Origin of the sequence: Thiomicrorhabdus xiamenensis, assembly GCF_013282625.1 — a bacterium.
Lineage (GTDB): Bacteria > Pseudomonadota > Gammaproteobacteria > Thiomicrospirales > Thiomicrospiraceae > Thiomicrorhabdus > Thiomicrorhabdus xiamenensis.
The window spans coordinates 1,284,874-1,308,291 of the sequence record NZ_CP054020.1; the positions used below are offsets into that span (position 1 = coordinate 1,284,874).

Genomic DNA, 23,418 nt, shown 5'->3' on the forward strand with positions numbered 1-23,418 from the left:
GTTACAACAGGCTGTATTGTTTTGATTGCATTACAAATTGATTAAAGTCGCTTTGCCCTGCAGGAGCGTATGAGCCTGCATCTGGCTTAAGAGCGCCTGAACCATGCTTTCGGCGCTGGTGATCTGCGTCGGATTTTCTCCTGGAAAAAGGCGGCCACGGGATTCCGTAGCAAAAGCCCCTAGCTCAGCAATAAAACAGTGCATGCGACTGGCGCTGTTTTCCGCGGCGACACTGTGCATCAGTTGCTCCAGACCGCATTTTGCGACCCCATAGGCGCCGTAAAAAGCAGGGGTTTCGTGAACCGCCGAATCCGAAACCGCGACCAGATTTCCGCCACTTTTCAGTAGCAGAGGCAAAGTCTGCTGGATAATGTGAAAATGGGCATTCAGGTTCGTATGCAGCACTTCATACCACTGGGTATAGTCGAAATGCTCAATCGGGGTAAAGGCCGGAAGGATGGCTGCATTCAGGAATACACTGTCCAGCTCGCCGAACTCTTTTGTCAGGATTTCACCGAATTCTTTATAGTGGTCGATATTCGCGCCGAGCAGATCTATCGGGTAGAGAAACGCTTTTTGTGGAGCGATTTCTTCAAGTTCGTCATACAGCTGAACCAGCGGCTTCATATCCTTGTCCAGAAGAATGACGCTGTCACCTTGAGCGATCAGTTGGCGGCTCAGTTCTCGTCCGAGGCCGTTTGCGGCACCGGTAATCAGATGTGTTTTCATAAGCTACTCTTCAATTAAAACCGGTTTTCGATAAATTGACTGATTTCATACGGGGTGTTGAAAAACAGATCGGCGGGCCAGTCTTTGTCTTCGGCCTGTTCCGGCAGGTAGCCGAACAGGGCGGCACCAGTCATCATTTTGGCGTTAATGCCTGCTTCGATATCACGTGGATGATCGCCCAGGTAAATGCAATTTTCCGGTGCGCTGCCGCACTCTTTTGCTGCCAGTAGCATCGGTTCGGGAAAAGGCTTTCTTACCGCCAGTGTGTCACCGCAAATAACGGTTTTAGGTGTGCTTGGAAAATAGACGTTCTGCAACAGTTTTTCCGTCAACCAGGTTGGCTTATTGGTCACGATTCCCCATGAGGCGTCTTTTTTAGCCAAATGTTCGAGGCCGCTTTCAAGGCCCGGAAATATACGGGTATGGCGGTCGATATTATTGAAATAGACATCCAGAAAAAATTGGCGGCGTTGTTCCAGTTCCTCGCCTTCTAGTTCGGGGAAGGCCAGTTTGGTCATCGCCAGTCCTCCCTGCGAAACGGTTTTACGTAAATCCTGATAGCGTAGTGTCTTCTGATTGAAATGCTCGCACGTCAAATGCATTGCATAAGCAAAGTCATACGAGGTGTCCAGTAAGGTACCGTCCAAGTCGAACAGGACGCAGTTGATGTCGTGAGCGGAAGTGTCCACAAATAATCCTTGAGTGTATACGTTAAAACGCTTTAATAATTTTTCTGGTAGGCCAGCAGGTAGTTGATGTCCAGTTTATCGTTGAGGCCGTAGCGATTGAGTAGCGGATTGAACTCAATGCCTGCGCTGTCTTTTAGTTGCAGACCCGATTTGCGTGCCATGGCATCCATCTCTGCAGGGGTAATGAACTTGTCGTAGGTATGGGTTCCTTTAGGAACCAGGTTCAAGACGTTTTCTGCGGCCAGGATTGCCAGCAGGTAGGCTTTGTAATTACGGTTTAAGGTCGAAAAGAAAACCCAACCGCCTGGTTTGACCGTATTCGCAGCCGCTTGAATAATCGATTGCGGGTCAGGAACGTGTTCCAGCATCTCCATGCAGGTTACAACATCGTGCTTGCCTGGGTTTTGTGCCGCATAGTCTTCGGCACTGATAAGCTGGTAGTTGACCTTAACTTCCTGATCAAGGCTGTGCAGGCGGGCAACCGTGAGAACTTCCTGAGCAAGGTCGATTCCGGTAACATCGGCATTTTCTCTGGCTAAGGCTTCGGAAAGGATTCCGCCGCCGCAGCCGATATCCAAAACGGATTGATTTTCAATAGACTGCCAGCGTTTGATAAATTCGATTCTGAAGGGATTGATTTTATGCAATGCAGCGAATTCACCGTTTTCGTCCCACCAAGTGCTCGATAAACGGTTGAAATTATCCAGTTCTTGCTGGTCTGCATTATCCTTACTGTGCTGTTCAGTAATCGGTTCGGAGGTCATACTCTGTCCTGGAAATATATAAAGTGCATATCGCTCAACGGCGTTCGGCCAGATAAGCTGAACGGGTTCAGGGGTCAAATTATAACGGTTCGTGTATAAATAGGTTAAAAAATGCTTTAAATGCAGTTAGACGAAAAATAAGCCTCGCTGTGAAGATTTCTTGATTTTTCGACAGGGTGACGAGAAAGATTTTATAAGCCGAAAACGTCGCTTTAAAGGGCGAATATAGCTATAATTAGATTTTTAATCTGTTTGTCATAAAAATAAAGTGAATAGCTAATGGCGGAATTTGCACGAGAGATTATCCCAATTGCTCTAGAAGATGAAATGGAGCAGTCCTATTTAAGTTATGCCATGAGTGTTATTGTCGGGCGTGCGCTTCCCGACGTTCGAGATGGTCTTAAGCCGGTTCACCGTCGCGTACTGTACGCGATGAACGAATTGAAGAACGATTACAACAAACCTTACAAAAAATCCGCACGTATCGTCGGGGATGTAATCGGTAAGTATCACCCGCACGGTGATACGGCTGTCTACGATACGATCGTTCGTATGGCTCAGCCGTTCTCATTACGTTATATGCTGGTGGACGGACAGGGTAACTTCGGGTCGGTTGACGGTGACTCTCCAGCAGCGATGCGTTATACCGAGATCCGTATGGCGAAGATCGCTCACCAGCTTCTGGCCGATCTTGAAAAGGAAACGGTTAATTTCTCGGAAAACTATGACGGTTCCGAGAGCGAGCCGGATGTTCTTCCGACGCGAATTCCGAACCTGCTGGTTAACGGTTCCTCCGGGATCGCGGTCGGGATGGCGACCAATATTCCTCCACATAACCTGACGGAAACCGTCAGTGCCTGTTTGGCCTATATCGACAATCCGCAAATTGACATTTCTGGTTTGATGGAATATCTGCCTGGGCCGGATTTCCCAACTCACGGAATTATTAACGGTAGTGCCGGCATTCGTCAGGCGTATGAAACCGGCCGCGGTCGTGTGCAGATTCGTGCAAAAACCGCCATTGAAACTGACAAGAGCGGCAAATCGCAAATTGTGGTTAACGAAATTCCTTATCAGGTCAACAAGGCGAAGCTGATCGAGCGAATCGCCGAGTTGGTTAAAGAGAAAAAAATCGAAGGAATTACCGGTCTGCGTGATGAGTCGGATAAAGACGGTATGCGTATCGTTATCGAACTGCGTCGCGGTGAGGTTCCGGAAATTATCATTAACAACCTCTATAAGCAGACGTCGATGCAGACTGTTTTCGGTGTCAATATGGTCGCCTTGATCGACGGCCAGCCGAAACTGTTGAACCTTAAGCAGATTATCGAAGCGTTTGTTAAGCACCGCCGCGAAGTGGTTACCCGTCGTACGATTTACGAACTTCGCAAAGCGCGCGAGAAAGCACATATTCTTGAAGGTTTGGCGGTTGCGCTGACCAATATCGATGAAATGATCGAACTGATTAAGGCTTCTCCAAGCCCGGCGGTGGCTAAAGAGCGCATGATCGACCGCGACTGGCCGATCGGTTCTGTTGTCGATCTTTTGGAACGTGTCGAAATGGCGGATGTCCGCCCTGAAGACTTGCCGGAAGGATTTGGCGCCGAAGGTGCTATCTATAAACTTTCCCCGGTTCAGGCTCAGGCGATTCTGGAAATGCGTCTGCACCGTCTGACCGGTCTGGAACAGGATAAGATTCTTGACGAATACCGAGAATTGATTGCCAAGATTGCTGAATACCTTGAAATTCTGCGTAACCCGGATCGTTTGACCGAAGTGGTCAAAGAGGAATTGGTCGAAGTCGTGGAAAACTTCGGTGACGGACGCCGTACCGAAATTGACCACTCTTATCAGGATCTGGATGCAGAAGATCTGATTGCAGAAGAAGATCGTATCGTAACCATCTCTCAGGACGGTTATATTAAAGCGCAACCACTAAGTGATTACCGCGCGCAACGTCGTGGCGGTCGCGGTAAATCCGCGACGGCGATGAAGGAAGAAGATCAAGTTGGGCAGCTGTTTGTCGCCAGTACGCATGATATGCTGCTGTGTTTCTCAAACCGCGGTAAGCTTTACTGGCAGAAAACCTGGCAGTTGCCATTAGCCAGTCGCGGCAGTCGTGGTAAACCGATTGTTAATGTATTGCCACTGGAAGAAGGCGAACTGATTACTTCGGTATTGCCGGTGGATGAGTTTGATGACGAGCGCGTTGTCTTTATGGCAACCAAAAATGCGGTTGTTAAGCGTGTTGCTCTTAAAGACTTCTCGCGTCCGCGTGCCAACGGAATTATTGCTCTAGATCTTCTGGATGACGATGAACTGGTCGGCACGGCTCTGACTGACGGTCAGCAGGAAATTATGCTGTTCAGCGATATCGGTAAGGCGATCCGTTTTAAAGAGGATGATGTTCGTGTAATGGGGCGTACTGCTCGCGGTGTTCGTGGAATGAAACTTGCCGAAGGACACAACATTATCAGTATGCAGGTCGCTAAGCAGGATACTCTGATTTTGACAGCAACCGAGAACGGCTTCGGTAAATCCACCCCGGTGGATGATTACTCGACAATCAACCGCGGCGGTCAAGGAGTGATTTCCATCAAAACCACCGAGCGTAACGGTATAGTTGTCAAGGCGGTTGCGGTTACACCGGAACAGGAAATTGTGCTGATCACCAACAAAGGTACTCTGGTTCGTACCCGCGTCAGTGAAATCTCGATTGTTGGCCGAAATACCCAGGGCGTTAAGCTGATTAACGTGGGCGCCGGCGAGGCTGTAGTTGATATCGCTGTTGTCGATGTTGAAGACGACGATGAGTTGCTTGATGAAGAAAATCTCGATACGGCGGAAGTGGCAACCGAAAGCTCGGAAGATAAAGAACAGGAATAGAGTAACAGCCAGTCGTAACCTGTGAAATCAAAAGGTTGCGACTCTTTTTTAAGAGAAAATAACGATTATGAGATCATTTAATTTTAGTGCGGGACCGGCAATGCTGCCGGAAGCGGTGATGCGTAAAGCACAGGCGGAATTCCTTGACTGGAATGACACCACGATGTCGGTTATGGAAATGAGCCACCGTAGTGCGGACTACATGGCTCTGGCTCACCAGATGGAAGCCGATCTGCGTGAAATTATGGCGATTCCGGATAACTATAAAGTCTTGTTTGTGCACGGCGGCGCTTCTCTGCAGTTTTCGGCGATCCCAATGAACTTGACTCAACCAGGTGATACGGTTGATTACATTGATACCGGTGTCTGGTCTTCTAAAGCGATTAAAGAAGCCCGCCGTTTTGTTAATGTCAATCTGGTTGCCGGTGGTGAATCGAATCCGACAAAGATTCCGGATGCATCGGAATGGAAGTTTAGTGACGATGCGAAATACATTCACATCTGTTCGAATGAAACCATTACCGGTCTGGAATTTCAGGACGCACAGCTGGAGGCGGTATTTGCTCAGGGCAAGCCCGTGATTGCCGACATGTCTTCGAACATCATGTGCCGTCAAATCGACGTTTCCAAATATGCCATGATTTACGCGGGTGCTCAGAAGAATATCGGCCCGGCCGGCCTGGCGATTTTGATTGTACGGGACGATTTGATCGGTCACGAACGTGAAGATTGCCCGACCTTGATGAAGTGGTCGACTTATGCGGAAAACGAATCGATGTTTAATACACCGAATACTTGGGCCTGGTATCTTGCCGGTCTGGTTTTCCAATGGATTAAAGAACTGGGCGGTATTCAGGCGATTGAGGCGATCAATCAACGCAAGGCGCAAAAGCTGTATGACTATATTGATGCCTCCAATTTCTATCATAATCGTATTGATCCTTCAGAACGTTCGTGGATGAATGTTACCTTTGAATTGCCATCCGAAGAGATGAATGCGAAGTTTCTTGAGCAGTCCAAGTCAGCCGGCTTGTTAAGCCTGAAAGGTCACAGAGCCTTTGGTGGCATGCGTGCAAGTATTTATAATGCTATGCCGGAAGAAGGCGTCGATGCATTGATCGACTTTATGCAGAGCTTTGCTTTACAGCATGCTTAAAAACTGTTTTCCAGTGTGCTCCTAACCGCAAAAGCAATGCTTCGGCATTGCTTTTGTTTAATAAACCGAATCAATTTATGTAAGTTATGACGAAAACAACTGCCCAATCCGTTTCCGAACAGGAACAATTGACTGAAATCCGCAATCAAATCGATGCAATCGATCAACAGATTCAACAATTGATCGGTGAGCGTGCTGCCTGTGCGCATAAGGTTGCTGAAATAAAAACCCAAGGTGGGAAAGTGGATGCGGTTTTTTATCGCCCTGAGCGTGAAGCTCAAGTTTTGCGTGCGGTTAAAGAGCGTAACGACAGTCTGTTACCGGATAAAGAGATGGCGAAGTTGTTCCGTGAGATCATGTCGACCTGTCTGGCTCTGGAACAGCCGATCAGTGTTGCTTACCTCGGGCCGGAAGGCAGCTATTCGCATTCCAGCGTCATAAAACAGTTCGGTACGGCAGCACATCCGGTCGCGGTATCCAGTATTGAAGAGGTTTTTTCGGTTGTCGAAAAAGGCGAAGTCAATTACGGTATCGTGCCGGTCGAGAATTCTACGGAAGGTGAAGTTAAGGCGACTCAGGACGAACTTCTGAAAAGCAGCCTCAAGGTTTCCGGTGAGTTGGAGTTGGCGGTAGATCACTGTCTGTTGTCTCATGCCACTTCAAGCGATAAGGTTTCTAAGGTACTTGCGCATCAGCAGGCGTTGGGACAATGCCGCGAATGGCTGAAGAATAACCTTCCATGGGCGGAGCTTGAAGCGGTCAGTTCAAATGCCGCAGCGGCTAAAATTGCTCAGGAAGATCCGTCGGTAGCGGCGATTGCTTCGGAGCAGGCTGCGGATCTCTATCAGTTGCCGATTCTGGAATATCATATTTCCGATTCCAAGGCGAATACCACACGCTTCTGGGTTCTTGGTCGAGAGGATGTTGAGCCTAGCGGCGAAGACAAAACCGCTCTGGTACTCTCGATTAAGAACGAAGCGGGTGCGCTGCTAAAGATTCTCGATGCTTTTGCCAAGCGTCACATTAATATGACGCGCATTATTTCCCGACCATCGAAAAGTAAAAACTGGGATTATGTTTTCTTTATCGACCTGATCGGACATCAGCATGATGAAAATCTCAAGGAAGCTTTGCAGGAGGTCGTAGAACAGGCCGCTTTCGTCAAAATTCTGGGCTCTTTTCCCATCTCTCCACTATAACTATAGACAAACAAAGAAACGATTAGGCTATGAGTGAAACTTCAGAAAAGTTTATCGATCTGGTGCAGCCAGCAGTTACTAATGTCAGTCCTTACCAACCAGGCAAGCCGATTGATCAATTAAAGCGTGAATATAAAGTCAGCTATGTTTCCAAAATGGCATCCAATGAAAATCCTCTGGGATCCAGTCTCAAGGTAGCGACTGCACTGGTTAATTTCGCTAATCAAATGTCGCGCTATCCGGATGCGGACGGGCATAATTTGCGCGCTAAACTGGCTGAATTTCTTAAGATTGATATGAGTGAAGTCACTTTAGGTAACGGTTCTAACGAATTGTTGGAGCTGGTCGCTCGTGTATTCGCCGGTCCCGGTGACGAAATTATCTATTCACAATATGGTTTTGCGGTCTATCCGATTTCTGCTCAAATTGTCGGCGCCACGGCGGTGGAAGTCCCGGCGGTAAATTACGGGCATGATCTGCAGGCAATGTTGGCAGCGATTACGCCGAAAACGAAAATTATCTATGTAGCTAATCCAAATAATCCGACCGGAACCTTGTTCAGAAGAGATGAGTGGGAAGCCTTTATTTCTCAGGTTCCGGAGAACGTTATAGTGGTACTGGATGAGGCCTATCTGGAATATGCTGAAAACGCCTGTCGCGACGGTTCTTACCCGAATGGTGCGGAGTATTTCCGTGACTATCCGAATCTGCTGGTTTCGCGTACCTTTTCCAAGGCTTATGGATTGGCCTCACTACGTATCGGCTATATGCTGGGATGTGAAGAGATTCTTCAGTACATCAGTCGGTTACGTCAGCCGTTCAGTGTCAACGCCTATGCTCAGGTCGCCGCTATGACCGCATTGACGGATCCGCAGTTTGTCACTAAATCATTGCGTATAAACGATCAGGGGATGATGCAGATTCGTGCGGCCGTCGAAGCCAAAGGCTTGAAGGTTATCCCGTCTTATGCCAACTTCCTGACCATTGAATTTGGCGAAAATGCCATGGAGATTTACGACAAACTCCTGCATGAAGGCGTAATTGTGCGCCCGTTGGCGAATTACGGCATGGCAAATTTCTTACGTGTTTCGATCGGTAATAATCATGAGAACAGCCACTTTATGGGCGCTCTGAATAAAGTGCTGTAACGGGAAGTGACAATTTAAAAATGCGTACCGTACTTAATAAAATTACCGTGATCGGAGTCGGTTTGATCGGCGGTTCTTTTGCCAAGGGCATCAAACAGCTCGGATTGGCAAAAGAGATTCACGGCTTCGGTAACAACGAAGAAAACCTTAAAATGGCTGTCGATCTGCAAGTAGTGGATTCGTACAGTACCGATATCCAAACTGCGATGCAGGATTGTGATCTGGTTATGCTCGCCGTGCCTTTGGGTGCCATGCAGCCGGTTTTGGAAAGTCTGCGGCCGCATATTCCTCAGTCTGCGATTATTACCGATGCCGGGTCAGCAAAGCAGAGCGTAATCGATGCAGTCACGAAAGTGTTCGGTTATCTGCCTGAAAACTTTGTCCCGGGGCACCCGATCGCCGGTAAAGAGCAGAGCGGTGTTGCTGCGGCCGACGATCAGCTCTTTGTTGACCACAGAGTGATTCTGACTCCTGCCGAAAGCACGTCATCTGCAGCAGTGGAGACGGTTAAAAAATTATGGCTGGCATTGGACGCTCGTGTCGAAGTAATGAGCGCGGGCTTTCATGATGAAGTCTTTGCGGCCACTTCGCACTTGCCGCATCTTTTGGCCTTTGCTTTGGTGGAGATGTTGCATGAACATCCGGAACTTGGCAACGTCTTTAAATACACGGCGGGCGGTTTCCGAGACTTCAGCCGAATCGCTTCCAGCGATGCCACTATGTGGCGTGATATTTCCATCTATAATCATCAGGCGATTGCCAAATGGATGACCGAATATCGCGACTATTTAAGCGGCATGATTGAGCTGGTTGAAAAGCAGGATGCCGAAGCCTTGTATGAACTCTTTACGACAGCCAAGCAGGCCCGCGACCAACATATAGTGAACAAGCAGGATTAAAGATTACAGGGTTTGTAATGTAATGCTGCTAACGTATTGAATTTTAAGTTTTAAGAATGACAGAGAATTAAACTATGGCCAATATTCAGTTTCATGTACAGCCCGGTGGGAAAATTCAGGGCCGAGTTCGTGTTCCGGGTGACAAATCGATTTCGCACCGAAGCATTATGCTTGGTTCGATTGCCGAAGGAACCACAACCGTAACCGGTTTTCTGGAAGGGGCCGATGCATTGGCGACATTAAATGCATTTCGTGAAATGGGTGTGCAGATTGATGGGCCGGAAAACGGTAAGGTAACCGTGCATGGTGTCGGCTTGAAAGGGTTGCAAAAACCGAACAAGCCTTTGGATATGGGGAACTCCGGTACTTCAACGCGACTGCTGGCAGGGATTATTGCCGGACAGGATTTTGATGTGACTCTGGTCGGCGATGCTTCACTCTCAAAACGCCCTATGAAGCGTGTTGTCGATCCGTTAACTGAAATGGGTGCGGTGATTGAAACCCAGGAAGGCGGTACTTTGCCGATGGTGATCAGAGGTTCCGCTCATCCATTGAAAGCACTTGATTACACCTTGCCAATGGCGAGTGCTCAAGTTAAATCCTGTGTTTTACTGGCCGGCCTGTATGCCGATGGTACAACCTGCGCTTTGGAACCTGCTCCGACTCGAGATCATACCGAACGAATGCTGAATGGGTTTGGGTATCAAGTGAAATCGGAAAAAATCGATGCACAGCAAACCAAGGCTTGCCTTCAGGGCGGCGGTAAGTTGACGGCCTGCCATATCGACGTACCGTCCGATATCTCTTCGGCTGCTTTCTTTATGGTTGCGGCCGCAATTTCGGAAGGCTCTGACCTTGTGATCGAGCACGTTGGAATGAACCCGACACGTACCGGTATCATCGATATTCTTAAATTAATGGGCGCAGATCTGACTCTGGAAAACTTCCACGAAGTCGGAGGTGAACCTGTAGCAGATGTACATATTAAATATGCGCCATTGAAAGGAATTGAAATTCCTGAAGAGTTGGTAGCGCTGGCGATTGATGAGTTCCCGGTATTGTTTGTCGCGGCTTCTGCTGCAGAAGGTCAGACGGTGCTAACCGGTGCTGAAGAGTTGCGCGTCAAGGAGTCCGATCGCATTCAAGTTATGGCGGACGCCTTACAGGCTTTGGGAATTGACGCCCAGCCAACGCCGGACGGAATGGTGATTAACGGTGGCGAACAATGTACGCAGAAAGGGGAGATTCAAAGTCATCATGATCATCGAATCTCTATGGCGATGACGATTGCCGGTCTTAAAGCCAAGGCACCGGTGATTATTGACGATTGCGCAAATGTGAACACCTCCTTCCCTATTTTCCTTGATCTGATTAACCAGGTCGGGATGCAGGTCGAAGCTAAGGAAGCCTGATCATTATGAGTATGACAAAAAACATTATTGCGATTGACGGCCCGAGCGGTGTCGGTAAAGGGACTTTGGCGCAATGGCTGGCCTGTAAGACCGGTTTTCATTTTTTGGATAGTGGGGCGATCTACCGTTCACTGGCCTACGGCGTGATCGCTGATGGAATCGATTTGCAAGATGTGGCAGCATTGAGCGAATTGGCCAAGACACTGCCGGTTGAATTTAAAGCGACCAGTATTCTGTATAAAGGCGATGATATCACCTCTAAGGTGCGTACAGAAGACGTCGCAGCGGTGGCTTCCAAGGTCGCCGCCATTCCAGAAGTGCGACAGGCACTTCTGGAGCGCCAAAAGGCATTTGCACAAGAGCCGGGGTTGATTGCCGATGGACGTGATATGGGAACCGTCGTTTTTCCGGAGGCACCGGTTAAACTGTTTTTAACGGCCTCAGCAGAAATTCGAGCGGAAAGACGTGTTAAACAGTTGAAAAACCAAGGGAATGATGCTAATATCGCTCAAATTATTCAGGACATCAAGGCTCGAGACGAGCGTGACGCCAATCGTAAGACGGCGCCACTTAAGCCGGCTGACGATGCCATGCTGATTGATACATCAGATTTATCGATTGATGAAGTGTGTCAAAAAGCGGAATCTATTTTATGGGAAAAGGGTATTTTGAAATAACGCTTTTTGCCATAAAAAATCAGATATTTTTAGTTAAGTGTTTGATTTTGAAATGAATTTAATTGCCCCAGGGTTTCATTGAATCTGGGGTTTTGTTTTTTTATAAAATCGGCTCTTGGGAAGGCTGGTTTATCGTTAACTGACCCGACTGTTCCACGAAAACTCCCATGCGCAGTGGCAGGCGGTTGAGAAACTATTTGGTAATAAAATCCATGAGTGAATTATCTTTCGCTGAACTATTTGAAGCGTCTTTGCAAGAAGACAAATTTAAAACCGGCTCACTAATCATCGGTACCGTTGTTGGTCTTGATAAAGAAGCCGTTTTAGTTGATGCAGGTATGAAATCTGAATCAGCTATTCCAAAATCACAATTCCTAAACGCTGAAGGTGAGCTTGAAGTTGCTATTGGTGACGAAGTTGAAGTTTACCTTGAGACCCTAGAAGATGGTATGGGTGAAACTCGTCTGTCGCGTGAAAAAGCAAAACGCGCTAAGACTTGGGACCGCCTTGAAACAGCGATGGAAGAAAGTGAAATCGTTAAGGGTATGGTTACTGGTAAGGTCAAAGGTGGTCTTACAGTTGATGTTGAAGGTGTTCGTGGTTTCCTACCTGGTTCACTTGTGGATATCCGTCCGATCCGCGACTTCGGTTTCCTTGAAGGTAAAGAAGTTGAGCTTAAGCTAGTTAAGCTGGATCGTAAGCGTAACAACGTTGTAGTTTCTCGTCGTGCAGTTATCGAACAAGAATCTTCTGCTGAGCGTGAAGCAATTCTTGCGAACATGGAAGAAGGTTCAGTTCTTAAAGGTATCGTTAAGAACCTTACTGACTACGGTGCGTTCATCGATCTTGGTGGTGTTGACGGTCTTCTGCACATCACTGATATGGCGTGGCGTCGTGTTTCTCACCCATCTGAAATCGTACAGGTTGGTGATGAGCTAGAAGTTAAAGTTCTTAAATTCGACAAAGAGCGTAACCGCGTATCTCTTGGTCTTAAGCAGCTTGAAGAAGATCCATGGGCAGATATGGTTGCACGTTACCCAATCGGTGCTGAGGTTATGGGTAAAGTGGCTAACATCACTGACTACGGTGCATTCATCGAAATCGAAGAAGGCATTGAAGGTCTGGTTCACACTTCTGAACTTGACTGGACTAACCGCAACATCCACCCATCTAAAGTGGTTCACCTTGGTGAAGATGTTAAAGTTAAGATTCTTGATGTTGATCCAGAGCGTCGTCGTATCTCTCTATCCATCAAGCAGTGCACTGTTAACCCATGGGAAGGTTTCTCAGCGACTCATGCGAAAGGTGACAAAATCTCCGGTAGCATCAAGTCGATCACTGACTTCGGTATTTTCATCGGCCTAGACGGTGGTATCGACGGTCTGGTTCACCTGACTGACATCTCTTGGAACCAACCAGGTGAAGAAGCGATCCGCGAATTCAAAAAAGGTGATGAGCTAGAAACGATCATCCTTTCTATCGATCCTGAGCGTGAGCGTATCTCTCTTGGCCTTAAGCAGCTAGAACAAGATCCATTCGGACAGTTTGTTGCATCTAATGGTAAAGGTTCAATTGTAACTGGTACTGTTAAGTCTGTTGACGAGCGTGGTGCGGTTATCGACCTAGCTCCTGAAGTTGAAGGTTACCTTCGCGCTTCTGAGCTTGCTGAAGATACTCGTGATGCATCTTCAGTTCTTCGCGAAGGTGAAGAAGTTACTGCGAAGATCACCAACATTGATCGTAAAAACCGTTCACTTTCACTATCTGTGAAAGCGAAAGAAGCTCACGAAGAGCAAGAAGCGATCAAAGGTTACACTGAACAGCAGGCTGTTACTGGTAATACTCTTGGTGACCTTCTTAAGGACAAGATGTAATCTGAAATAAATTAGGTTCTCTAATTTATTAAGCCTCTAGAACAGATTTCTTTAAGTTATTGGTTTTAGAGGCTTTTTGGTCTAAATGATGGGGTTTTTATAAACTCTCTTTTTGTTAGTAATAAGATAAGAGTGAAATCAAATGACCAAGTCAGAACTGATTGAGTTAATTGCTCGCAAACAGACTCAGTTCTCGCAAAAAGATGTAGAGCTGGCTGTTAATCAAATTGTCGATTCAATGATCGATACTTTGTCGCAAGGTTCACGAATTGAAATTCGTGGTTTTGGAAGTTTCAGTCTTCATCATCGCAAAGCGAGAGTGGGACGAAATCCCAAAACAGGGGAAACAGTTGAACTGACGGATAAAAGAGTACCTCACTTCAAGCCTGGTAAGGCTTTAAGAGAGCGTGTCAATGATTCCAAAGACAATACTGACATTCTAGCCTGATCTATAGCTCTCAATTTGATTGAGAGTCTTAAAGGCCGCAAGCGTTTTATCGTTTGTGGCCTTTTTTATTTCTTCTTTATCTTGCTTATCACAGAAAGTCGTGAATATTGAGCCTGCTGATAGGCTTATTAATAGATTAAAAGTGTGATGCAAGTGCTTCACAACGCATCGTAAATACAGTTTTATCCGCCCGAATACCTTTTCTGCTCAGGGTTATTAGAAAACAATCTTTTTCTGATATTGAGCGCCTCTATCAATTTATTAATATCTATTAATTAGACACAAGGTCTCTCTGCCAACAAAAATAGGTCGTGCAATTACGCACGAAGTTTGAGGAGAGAGTGATGTCGCAAGGTAAATGTCCCTTTATGCACGGTGCCAATACCGAGGCAGCTGCTTCAGTAATGAACTGGTGGCCAAATGCTTTGAATCTGGATATTCTCCATCAGCACGATAGGAAAACCAATCCGATGACGGAAGGCTTTAACTATGCCGACGAGTTTAAGACGCTTGATCTGCAGGCGCTTAAAAACGATCTTAAGGCGCTGATGACCGACAGCCAAGAGTGGTGGCCGGCTGATTGGGGGCATTATGGTGGTTTGATGATTCGTATGGCGTGGCACTCAGCCGGTTCTTATCGGGTAGCGGATGGTCGCGGTGGCGCTGGAACCGGTAATCAGCGTTTCGCGCCGTTAAACAGCTGGCCGGATAATGTCAATTTGGATAAGGCGCGGCGTCTGTTGTGGCCGATTAAGAAAAAATACGGTAATAAAATCTCCTGGGCGGATTTGATGATTTTGGCCGGTAATATGGCTTATGAGTCCATGGGGTTGAAGACATTCGGCTTTGCTGGAGGTCGTGAAGACATATGGCATCCGGAAAAAGATATCTATTGGGGCTCTGAAAAAGAGTGGTTAGCGCCTACAGGAAGTGAAGGGAGTCGTTATTCCGGTGATCGTGATCTGGAAAACCCGCTCGCGGCAGTTATGATGGGCTTGATTTATGTTAACCCGGAAGGGGTCGATGGCAAGCCAGATCCATTGAGAACCGCCAAGGATGTGCGTGAAACTTTTAAACGTATGGCGATGAATGATGAAGAAACCGTCGCTTTGACTGCAGGCGGTCATACGGTCGGAAAATGTCACGGTAACGGAGATGCGGCAAATCTCGGGGCTGATCCCGAAGCTGCAGATATCGAAGAACAGGGGTTGGGGTGGAATAATCATCGTACCAGGGGCGTCGGTAGCAATACCGTGTCCAGTGGACTCGAGGGGGCATGGACCGCAAATCCGACTCAGTGGGATAATGGTTATTTTTATCTACTCTTCACTTATGATTGGGAGTTGAAAAAATCGCCGGCCGGTGCCTGGCAGTGGGAGCCGATTGCGATAAGAGACGAAGATAAGCCGGTGGATGTTGAAAATCCAATGATTCGGCATAATCCGATTATGACCGATGCTGATATGGCCATGGTCAAAGATCCTGTGTACCGTGAAATCTCCAAGAAGTTTTATGAAAACCCGGATTATTTTGCTGAGGTCTTTGCCCGTGCCTGGTTTAAGCTGACACATCGTGATCTTGGGCCAAAGAGTCGTTATCTTGGTCCCGATGTGCCGCAGGAGGATCTGATTTGGCAAGATCCGATTCCGCCGGGAAATAGCCAGTTGAATGATGCGGCTATCGGTGAATTGAAAGAACAAATACTCGCCAGTGGCTTAAGTGTTGCTGAACTCGTCGCGACAGCGTGGGACAGTGCGCGGACATTCCGTGGCTCCGATATGCGAGGCGGAGCCAATGGGGCGCGTATCCGTCTTGCTCCGCAAAAAGATTGGCCGGGGAATGAACCCATGCGTTTACAAAAAGTTCTTGGCGTGCTGGAATCCATACAGTTATCGTTTGATCAACCGATTAGCCTTGCGGATCTGATTGTGCTTGGCGGGGCAGCGGCTATTGAGAAGGCCGCGGCTGATTTTGGCGTTTCTGTAACCGTGCCGTTCTCTCCTGGACGAGGGGACGCGAGCGCCGAAATGACAGACATTGAATCTTTCTCCTACCTGGAGCCTTTACATGATGCCTTTCGTAACTGGCTGAAAGACGATTATGCGGTTTCGCCGGAAGAGATGATGCTGGATCGTGCACAACTAATGGGGTTAACGGCTGCGGAAATGACAGTGTTGCTTGGTGGGATGCGTGTTCTGGGGGCAAATTATGCCGCTTCCAAAGAAGGTGTTTTCAGTGATCGGATAGGTGTACTCAGTAACGATTTCTTTGTTAATTTGACCGATATGGCAAATACCTGGCGCCCTGTAGGCCGAAACCTGTATGAGATTCGTGACCGCATAAGCGATGCCCTTAAGTGGACTGCAACGCGGGTGGATCTGGTATTCGGTTCTAACTCCGTCTTGAGGGCTTATGCGGAAGTGTATGCGCAGGATGATAATCGGGAAAAGTTTGTTCTAGATTTTGTGTCTGCGTGGGTCAAGGTGATGGATGCCGACCGGTTTGATCTGAAGTAAAAGGTTAATTTGGTTCGTTACGATTAAGATCTATGGAAAATAGAAATGATTGTTGAGGTATCGTTTTAATAATTGCGATAATATCAATTAAATGAGTTATTTTTCTAGAATCTTTCTCGGTGCTGTTTGCAGGATCTTATTCGCAATATTACGCGAATGATTGCGATTTATTGTGTTCTGCAACAGCAGGCGGGACCATCAGTTGTCTTGCTGATTATTCGTCAATTCGTTTTGTGTTTATTCAAAATGTCAGTGATTTTCCTCTATAATCTGTCGAAGCTTTATCCAAAAGGGTTTCCGGTTATATGTTCAAGCTGATTTCATTGCTGTTTACCTCCGCTTTTCTCCTCTTGGGACTGGTTTTAGGGGTTCTAAACCCGCACTTGGCTGAGTTCGATCTGTTTTTTTATCATGTTGAATTCCCCTTGGGTCTGGCTATGGCCGTTATGTTGGTAATCGGTATGCTTATCGGTGCACTGCTGATTAAAATGCAGGTTACTCAACTCAAATGGCGTCTAGGCAAGCAGACAAGACTTAACCAAAAGCAGTCCGACGAAATGGTTCATATGAAGAAGCAACTGCTTGAAGCAAAGCAGCAGAAATCATTGGATGCAATACAACCGGCAAACCAAAACAATCATTTGCCGTCACCTTAAAATAGTGGAAAACAATCAATGACTTCTCACATGCAAAATTCCGTTCATGATCCTAAAGTATTAATTGCCCTTGATTTTGCCGATGCCGACGCAGCACTGGAGTTTGTTAAACCCTTGGATCCAAAGAACTGCCGCTTGAAAGTCGGTAAGGAATTATTTGCAGTTGCCGGTCCTGAATTCGTTCAGCAGTTGGTATTTCAAGGCTTCGATGTCTTTTTGGATCTAAAGTATCATGACATCCCGAATACAGTGGCTAAAGCGGTAGCTGCCGCTGCCCGTATGGGGGTATGGATGGTGAATGTTCATGCTTCCGGCGGCTCCAAGATGATGAAAGCCGCTAAGGAGGCTTTAACAGGCTTTGAAAAGCCGCCGCTGTTAATTGCCGTCACCGTCCTGACCAGCATGCAAAGAGAAGATTTGGCCGAAATCGGCTTGGATATCGAGCCTAAAGAACAAGTGTTGCGTCTGGCGAAATTGACTCAAGACTCTGGTTTGGATGGTGTGGTGTGTTCTGCACAGGAAACGGCAATGCTACGAAAAGAGCTGGGTGAGGATTTTTGTCTGGTGACGCCGGGAATCCGTCCTGCAGGCAGCGCCGCTAATGATCAGAAACGGATTATGACACCGGCCGACGCGCTGAAATCCGGCTCCAGTTATCTCGTCATAGGGCGTCCGATTACTCAGGCGGTTGATCCGATTAAGGCATTACAATCTATAAACGATTCGTTAGACGTTGAATAAGCTTTTAGTCGCTAAAGCCTTGTAAAACCAGCGTTTAGACAGATTGAACAGCGGTAGTTTTCGAGTGAAATTACCGCTGTTTTTATATTTACAGAATATGTTTATAGATTGCGGAATTCTGTGTCTTGCGAAAAAGACAAAAAGTGGTTATAATCCGCGTCTTTCAAGCACTGCTTGATATCCTTGTCTCACCGTAGCGTTCGGGAGACTGTTTATTCATCCATAAGGAGAAAATTGAATGCGCCATTATGAAGTCGTATTTCTAGTACACCCTGACCAATCAGAGCAGGTTCCTGCGATGGTTGATCGTTATAAGGCCATGATCGAACAATCTGGCGGACAAATCCACCGTCTTGAAGACTGGGGTCGTCGTCAGCTGGCTTACCTGATCAATAAGGTACACAAAGCCCATTACATCATGATGAACATCGAGTGCGGCCAAGAAGCACTTGACGAGCTTGAAAATGCTTTCTATTACAACGACGCAGTTCTACGCAGCATGGTTGTTAAGCAAGATGAAGCAATCACTGAGCCTTCAGTTATGATGGCTCGTAAAGATGACAAAGCTGATAAGCGTCAGAACAAGGAGTAATAAAGATGGCTCGTGGATTTGGTCGTAAAAAATTCTGTCGTTTCACTGCAGACGGCGTAAAACAGATTGATTATAAAGATCTTGATACTTTGAAAGCGTACATTACCGAAACCGGTAAAATCGTTCCTAGCCGTATTACTGGAACCAGCGCTAAGTATCAGCGTCAACTTTCGAATGCAATCAAGCGTGCGCGTTACCTCGCTTTGTTGCCATACACTGATCAACACAAATAATTTGTTTGAAGAAGTGAAATAGCTAGGACACGGGATGTTAGCCTTAGCCAACTACAGTATGAAAGGGCCGATGCAGGCCATTATTGCGGTAGTTCTGCTTTCACTCCTGAGTGTCTGGGTCGCTCCGGTCGGTATTTTAGCTGGTGCGATCATTGCCCTGATTACCTTGCGTATCAACGCAGGCGAAGGGGCGAAATCCCTCCTGTGGGCGGTTGCCGTCCAAATAGGAGCCAACCTGATGATAAGCGGAAGCTATTGGCCTGCTGTCATCGCAGTTATGGAATACCTGCTGCCGGTTTATGTGATGGCAGTGGTATTAAGAGAAACAAATTCTCTGGCCCAGGCGCTACAGTCTGGCATGTTGATGATCGGAGCCGGTTTAATTGCCTTTCACCTAATGGTGGGGGATACAACGAACTGGTGGTTGACTTTGTTCGACCAACAGCTTAAACCGATTCTTGATTCATCCGGTGTGGATTTTGACGCCGAACTGATACCAGGACTTGCAAAGTCAGTAACCATGTTACTGTCGGCTTTCGCTCTGGTTTTGTGGTACAGCATTTTATTGCTGGGCCGCTGGTATCAAAGTGTGCTGTATTATCCTGGGCAGTTTCAGCTTGATTTCCATCAGCTGACACTGCCGCAGAACACGGTTTATGCCGCTGCCGCTATAGCCGTTGCAGGTTTGTTTTTCGGACAGGATGTCCGACTGCTATACGATCTCTCAGGGATTGCAATAGCGGTTTTGATGTTCCAAGGCATCAGTGTTGCCCATTGTCTGGTCAAACAGAAAGATGCCAGCAGCGCCTGGTTGGTTGGATTGTATATATTGCTGTTTTTACTTCCGCAAATGATGCTGATTTTAGCTACCGTCGGCCTTTTAGATAACTGGATAAAATTCCGGGGCCGAGAGGAAATGCAATAAAGATAGAGGTTTAAGCCATGAATGTTATTCTGCTTGAAAAAGTACAAAATCTAGGAACTCTAGGTGATCAAGTTTCTGTTAAATCTGGTTACGCGCGTAACTTTTTGATCCCACAAGGTAAAGCGAAAGCAGCTACCAAAGACAATATCGCTGAGTTTGAAGCTCAACGCGCTGAACTTGAAGCGGCTGCAGCTGCGGCACTTTCTGTTGCGCAAGGCGTTTACGAAAACCTTAACGGTCAAGTATTTACTATCGAATCTGTTGCCGGTGATGAAGGTAAACTATTCGGTTCTGTTGGTACTCACGACATCGCTGATGCGTTGCAGGCTTCTGGTTTCGAAGTTGAGCGTCGCGATATCCGTATGCCTGAAGGTGCGCTTCGTTTCGTAGGTACTTACGAAATCGACGTTCAGTTGCACACTGACGTTGTTGCAACCGTAACGGTTGAAGTTAAAGCTGCCGAATAATTTATTCGTTATAAGCTGATACTTTGTGAAAAAGCGTTGACCTTGTTAAGGGTCAGCGCTTTTTTTATGTCCGGAATATTCTCTTACCGCGTTTAATTTTCCGCAAACGCTTCCGGCGACGTTATAATAGTTTGTCCTTTTCCTGTGCACTAAACCGATAGCGTCAATGCAGATTAATTCATCAAAAAACTCGACTCAAGAAGCAGAAAATCCATTTAAGGTTCCACCGCATTCCATCGATGCCGAACAGTCCGTTCTGGCAGGTTTAATGCTGTCGAATGAGACGCTTGATGATGTGATGACGATCGTCAATACAACCGATTTCTATACCAAACAGCATCAGGCGATTTTCGATGTCATTATCGAGTTGAACCGCAATAGCAAACCCTTTGATCTGGTGACGGTTGCAAACCAGTTGCAATCCAACGGAAACCTGGAGCTGGCTGGGAATAAAGAGTATCTGGTCGAGCTGGTCAAAAATACGCCAAGTGCGACCAATATTCTCTACTATGCGCAACTGGTCCGCGACAAGGCGATTCTACGCAATCTGATCGAAGCCAGTAACGAAGTGGCGCAAACCGCCTATTTCCCCAAAGGAAAAGATGTGCGCGAGATTCTGGATATCGCCGAATCCAAGATCATGAAGATCGCCGAGCACGGCGAAGGGAAAGAGCGTCAATATCAAACCATGCACAACCTGTTGACGGCCGCATTGAATAAGATCGACGAACTGTTCAATACCGAAGGGCACATCACCGGGCAGGAAACCCATCTCACACAATTTGACGAAATTACCGCCGGTCTGCAAAACGGTGACTTGATCATCGTTGCCGGGCGTCCGTCGATGGGTAAAACGACTTTCTCAATGAACATGGCCGAAAACATTGCGACCAAGAATAATACTCCGGTCGCCGTCTTTTCGATGGAGATGCCGGGCGAATCGCTGGCAATGCGTATGATCAGTTCGATCGGGCGTATCGATGCCGGACGAATGCGTACCGGTAAACTGCAGCAGGAAGACTGGCCGAAACTGAATAAAGCGGTCAACATCCTCTCTAAAGCAAAGATTTACATTGATGATACGCCTGCGCTGATGATTACCGAGTTGCGTGCCAGAGCGCGTCGTATCGATAAAGATATTCGTGACCTGCAACGCAAGGAAGCGGTCGAGGCCGGGCATGAAGATCCGGATAAGCATGTTACCGGCTTGGGACTGGTCGTGGTGGATTATCTGCAACTGATGCGCGGTTCGGCGAATGCTGAAAACCGTGTTAACGAAATTTCGGAAATTTCCCGAGGACTCAAGGCCTTAGCGAAAGAACTTAATATTCCGGTCATTGCACTTTCGCAGTTGAACCGCAGTCTGGAACAACGTCCCAATAAACGCCCTGTAATGTCGGATTTGCGTGAATCCGGGGCGATCGAGCAGGATGCCGACTTGATTATCTTCATCTACCGTGATGAGGTCTATCACGACGACTCCGAGGATAAAGGTATCGCTGAAATCATACTCGGGAAACATCGTAACGGTGCCTTGGGAACGGTACGCTTGACCTTTATTGGTGAATATACCCGTTTCGAAAACCATGCTGCCTTCGACATCGAGCATTAATCAATGGTTTACAGCGTTATGCAAAATTATTGCCGTACGAAAGGATTCTATCTGGCATGATTTATCGTCCTACCAAAGCCTATGTCTCTCTGCCCGCTTTAAGTCACAATCTAAAGCTGATTAAAAAGTTGTCGCCGCAATCCAAGGTCATGGCGGTCATCAAGGCCAATGGCTATGGTCACGGTATCTGTCGCGTTGCCCAGCAGTTATCGGAAGCCGACGGTTTTGCGGTGACCTCGATTGAAGAAGCGCTGGTCTTGCGGCAAAAAGGCTATTTGCACCGTATCGTTCTGCTCGAAGGTCTTTTTTCCGCATCAGAAATTCCCGTTGTTATCCAGAATCGTCTGGATCTGGTGCTGCATTCGCAGCATCAGTTGGAATGGCTTCTGGACTATCCTTTTGACACGACACTTAATGTCTGGATTAAGATCGATACCGGTATGCATCGTCTTGGTTTCCACCCGGATGCGGTAGAAAGCGTGGTTCAGCAACTATTGAATAAGAGCAGCGCTTTCCAAATCCATTTTATTTCGCATTTTGCTTCGGCTGATGAGCAAGATGGTTTTTCACGCGACTTTACGCTGGCGCAAATCGACTGCTTTAATGACAGTACTGAAACTTGGCCGGTGCCGAAAAGCCTGGCTAATTCGGCAGGCATTCTGCATTATCCCGCCAGCCATTACGATTGGGTTCGCCCCGGGATTCTTTTGTACGGATGCGGTAATCCGACGGGATCGCAACATAACTTCAAACCGGTTATGCGTCTTGAATCGCAGATCCTGTCACTCAAATGGATTCCTAAAGGCGAATTTGTCGGCTACGGCAATGCCTGGCAGGCCCCTAAAGACACCTATGTCGGCGTGGTTGCTATCGGCTATGCCGATGGCTATCCGCGCCATGCCAAAGAAGGAACACCGGTGCTGGTTAACGGAGTACGGGTGCGCATGGTCGGGAGAGTGTCTATGGATATGATTACTGTAGATTTGACTCCGATGGTCAACCAGGTGAAGGTTGGTGACCGTGTCGTTCTCTGGGGCGAAGAGGCACTTACTGCGGATGAAGTTGCCAAATGGTGCGGTACCATCAGTTATGAATTACTCACCGGTGTGACTTCCAGAGTTCCGCTGATTGAAGTTCGATGATGGCGGGATTCATATGAGTAAACAGCTGAATATACTGAATACAAGACAAGGTTATAGCGGCTTTTTTCGTATTGATATTCTTCGCTATCAACATAGTCTTTACGCAGGTGGAATGAGTGCGGAAATCGATCGAGAACTGTTCGGTCGCGGTGAAGCGGCGGTGCTGCTTTTGTATGATTCGCAGGCCGAAGAACTCATATTGATCGAACAGTGTCGGGCAGGGGCTTTAGTGCACGCCCAAAAGGCAAATTCACCGGACAAGGCATGGCTGATCGAGCCGATTGCCGGTATGATCGATTCTGGTGAGACGGCTGAGCAGGCTGCCGTGCGCGAAGCCAAGGAAGAGGCGGGCATTGATATCCCGGCGGCAGAATATGTCTGCAAGTTTTATCCGAGTCCGGGCGGTTCGGATGAAGTGTTGCACCTGTTTGCCGCTCAGATCGATATTAATGATGTCGCGGATTTTGCCGGATTGGAAGAAGATGTCGAAGACATCAAGGTTCTCAAGATCCCTTTTGATGAAGCTAAACAAAATCTCCTCAATGGGCACTATAATGTAGCCAGCACAATTATCGCTTTGCAATGGCTGTTTTTTCAGCGCCAAAATGATGCTGGCCTTTGTTAACCCACCTTTAACCAAGTCGAATTTTTAT

22 protein-coding genes are annotated in these 23,418 nt (G+C 47.3%); 19 read left to right on the plus strand and 3 right to left on the minus strand.

Translation table 11 applies throughout. The features are described 5' to 3' along the window. Positions 1-30: 30 nt before the first annotated feature. Genes HQN79_RS05880 through ubiG form a run of 3 tightly spaced genes read right to left on the minus strand, consistent with a single transcriptional unit; the run spans position 31 to position 2,182 of the window. Complete coding sequence (locus HQN79_RS05880; RefSeq protein ID WP_173284973.1) at positions 31-729, minus strand: SDR family NAD(P)-dependent oxidoreductase; 699 nt, start codon at positions 727-729, stop codon at positions 31-33. Between the two features lie 14 nt (positions 730-743). Then, complete coding sequence (locus HQN79_RS05885; RefSeq protein ID WP_173284975.1) at positions 744-1,418, minus strand: HAD family hydrolase; 675 nt, start codon at positions 1,416-1,418, stop codon at positions 744-746. Positions 1,419-1,450: 32 nt separating this feature from the next. Beyond that, on the minus strand, positions 1,451-2,182 hold the full coding sequence (gene ubiG / locus HQN79_RS05890) for a bifunctional 2-polyprenyl-6-hydroxyphenol methylase/3-demethylubiquinol 3-O-methyltransferase UbiG (RefSeq protein WP_173284977.1): 732 nt from the start codon (positions 2,180-2,182) through the stop codon (positions 1,451-1,453). Between the two features lie 279 nt (positions 2,183-2,461). Between ubiG and gyrA the strand changes: the two genes are divergently transcribed. The 19 genes from gyrA (at position 2,462) to HQN79_RS05985 (ending at position 23,390) form a co-directional block, all read left to right on the plus strand. After that, positions 2,462-5,068, plus strand: coding sequence for a DNA gyrase subunit A (gene gyrA, locus HQN79_RS05895; protein ID WP_173284979.1), 2,607 nt, complete (start codon positions 2,462-2,464; stop codon positions 5,066-5,068). Between the two features lie 67 nt (positions 5,069-5,135). Further along, on the plus strand, positions 5,136-6,224 hold the full coding sequence (gene serC, locus HQN79_RS05900) for a 3-phosphoserine/phosphohydroxythreonine transaminase (RefSeq protein ID WP_238843441.1): 1,089 nt from the start codon (positions 5,136-5,138) through the stop codon (positions 6,222-6,224). 86 nt (positions 6,225-6,310) lie between these two features. Next, complete coding sequence (pheA, locus tag HQN79_RS05905; RefSeq protein ID WP_173284981.1) at positions 6,311-7,423, plus strand: prephenate dehydratase; 1,113 nt, start codon at positions 6,311-6,313, stop codon at positions 7,421-7,423. A gap of 29 nt (positions 7,424-7,452) precedes the next feature. Continuing rightward, positions 7,453-8,571: a histidinol-phosphate transaminase gene (gene hisC / locus HQN79_RS05910; protein WP_173284983.1), complete on the plus strand. Its 1,119-nt coding sequence runs from the start codon at positions 7,453-7,455 to the stop codon at positions 8,569-8,571. Between the two features lie 20 nt (positions 8,572-8,591). After that, on the plus strand, positions 8,592-9,470 hold the full coding sequence (locus tag HQN79_RS05915; RefSeq protein ID WP_173284985.1) for a prephenate dehydrogenase: 879 nt from the start codon (positions 8,592-8,594) through the stop codon (positions 9,468-9,470). A gap of 74 nt (positions 9,471-9,544) precedes the next feature. Continuing rightward, positions 9,545-10,882, plus strand: coding sequence for a 3-phosphoshikimate 1-carboxyvinyltransferase (aroA, locus tag HQN79_RS05920; protein WP_173284987.1), 1,338 nt, complete (start codon positions 9,545-9,547; stop codon positions 10,880-10,882). An 11-nt stretch (positions 10,883-10,893) separates the two neighbouring features. Next, positions 10,894-11,559, plus strand: coding sequence for a (d)CMP kinase (gene cmk / locus HQN79_RS05925; protein ID WP_202984541.1), 666 nt, complete (start codon positions 10,894-10,896; stop codon positions 11,557-11,559). Positions 11,560-11,771: 212 nt separating this feature from the next. Beyond that, positions 11,772-13,433, plus strand: coding sequence for a 30S ribosomal protein S1 (rpsA, locus tag HQN79_RS05930; protein WP_173284991.1), 1,662 nt, complete (start codon positions 11,772-11,774; stop codon positions 13,431-13,433). A 142-nt stretch (positions 13,434-13,575) separates the two neighbouring features. Then, positions 13,576-13,881: an integration host factor subunit beta gene (locus HQN79_RS05935; protein WP_173284993.1), complete on the plus strand. Its 306-nt coding sequence runs from the start codon at positions 13,576-13,578 to the stop codon at positions 13,879-13,881. A 344-nt stretch (positions 13,882-14,225) separates the two neighbouring features. Then, positions 14,226-16,397, plus strand: a complete 2,172-nt coding sequence (katG, locus tag HQN79_RS05940; protein ID WP_173284995.1) for a catalase/peroxidase HPI — start codon at positions 14,226-14,228, stop codon at positions 16,395-16,397. Between the two features lie 305 nt (positions 16,398-16,702). Continuing rightward, positions 16,703-17,053 (plus strand): LapA family protein, encoded by a 351-nt coding sequence (locus tag HQN79_RS05945; protein ID WP_173284997.1) that lies wholly within the window; start codon positions 16,703-16,705, stop codon positions 17,051-17,053. 30 nt (positions 17,054-17,083) lie between these two features. Continuing rightward, positions 17,084-17,794, plus strand: a complete 711-nt coding sequence (gene pyrF / locus HQN79_RS05950; protein ID WP_173284999.1) for an orotidine-5'-phosphate decarboxylase — start codon at positions 17,084-17,086, stop codon at positions 17,792-17,794. A gap of 238 nt (positions 17,795-18,032) precedes the next feature. After that, positions 18,033-18,386, plus strand: a complete 354-nt coding sequence (gene rpsF / locus HQN79_RS05955) for a 30S ribosomal protein S6 (protein ID WP_173285001.1) — start codon at positions 18,033-18,035, stop codon at positions 18,384-18,386. Positions 18,387-18,391: 5 nt separating this feature from the next. Next, positions 18,392-18,619 carry a 30S ribosomal protein S18 gene (gene rpsR, locus HQN79_RS05960; protein ID WP_173285003.1) on the plus strand — a complete coding sequence of 76 codons (228 nt, stop codon included), beginning with the start codon at positions 18,392-18,394 and terminating at the stop codon, positions 18,617-18,619. A 34-nt stretch (positions 18,620-18,653) separates the two neighbouring features. After that, positions 18,654-19,544, plus strand: coding sequence for a DUF2232 domain-containing protein (locus HQN79_RS05965; RefSeq protein WP_173285005.1), 891 nt, complete (start codon positions 18,654-18,656; stop codon positions 19,542-19,544). Between the two features lie 17 nt (positions 19,545-19,561). Further along, on the plus strand, positions 19,562-20,011 hold the full coding sequence (rplI, locus tag HQN79_RS05970) for a 50S ribosomal protein L9 (RefSeq protein ID WP_173285007.1): 450 nt from the start codon (positions 19,562-19,564) through the stop codon (positions 20,009-20,011). A gap of 166 nt (positions 20,012-20,177) precedes the next feature. Next, positions 20,178-21,623, plus strand: a complete 1,446-nt coding sequence (dnaB, locus tag HQN79_RS05975; RefSeq protein ID WP_173285009.1) for a replicative DNA helicase — start codon at positions 20,178-20,180, stop codon at positions 21,621-21,623. Positions 21,624-21,679: 56 nt separating this feature from the next. Then, positions 21,680-22,765, plus strand: coding sequence for an alanine racemase (alr, locus tag HQN79_RS05980; RefSeq protein ID WP_173285011.1), 1,086 nt, complete (start codon positions 21,680-21,682; stop codon positions 22,763-22,765). 13 nt (positions 22,766-22,778) lie between these two features. Continuing rightward, complete coding sequence (locus tag HQN79_RS05985) at positions 22,779-23,390, plus strand: NUDIX domain-containing protein (RefSeq protein ID WP_173285013.1); 612 nt, start codon at positions 22,779-22,781, stop codon at positions 23,388-23,390. Positions 23,391-23,418: the final 28 nt, after the last annotated feature.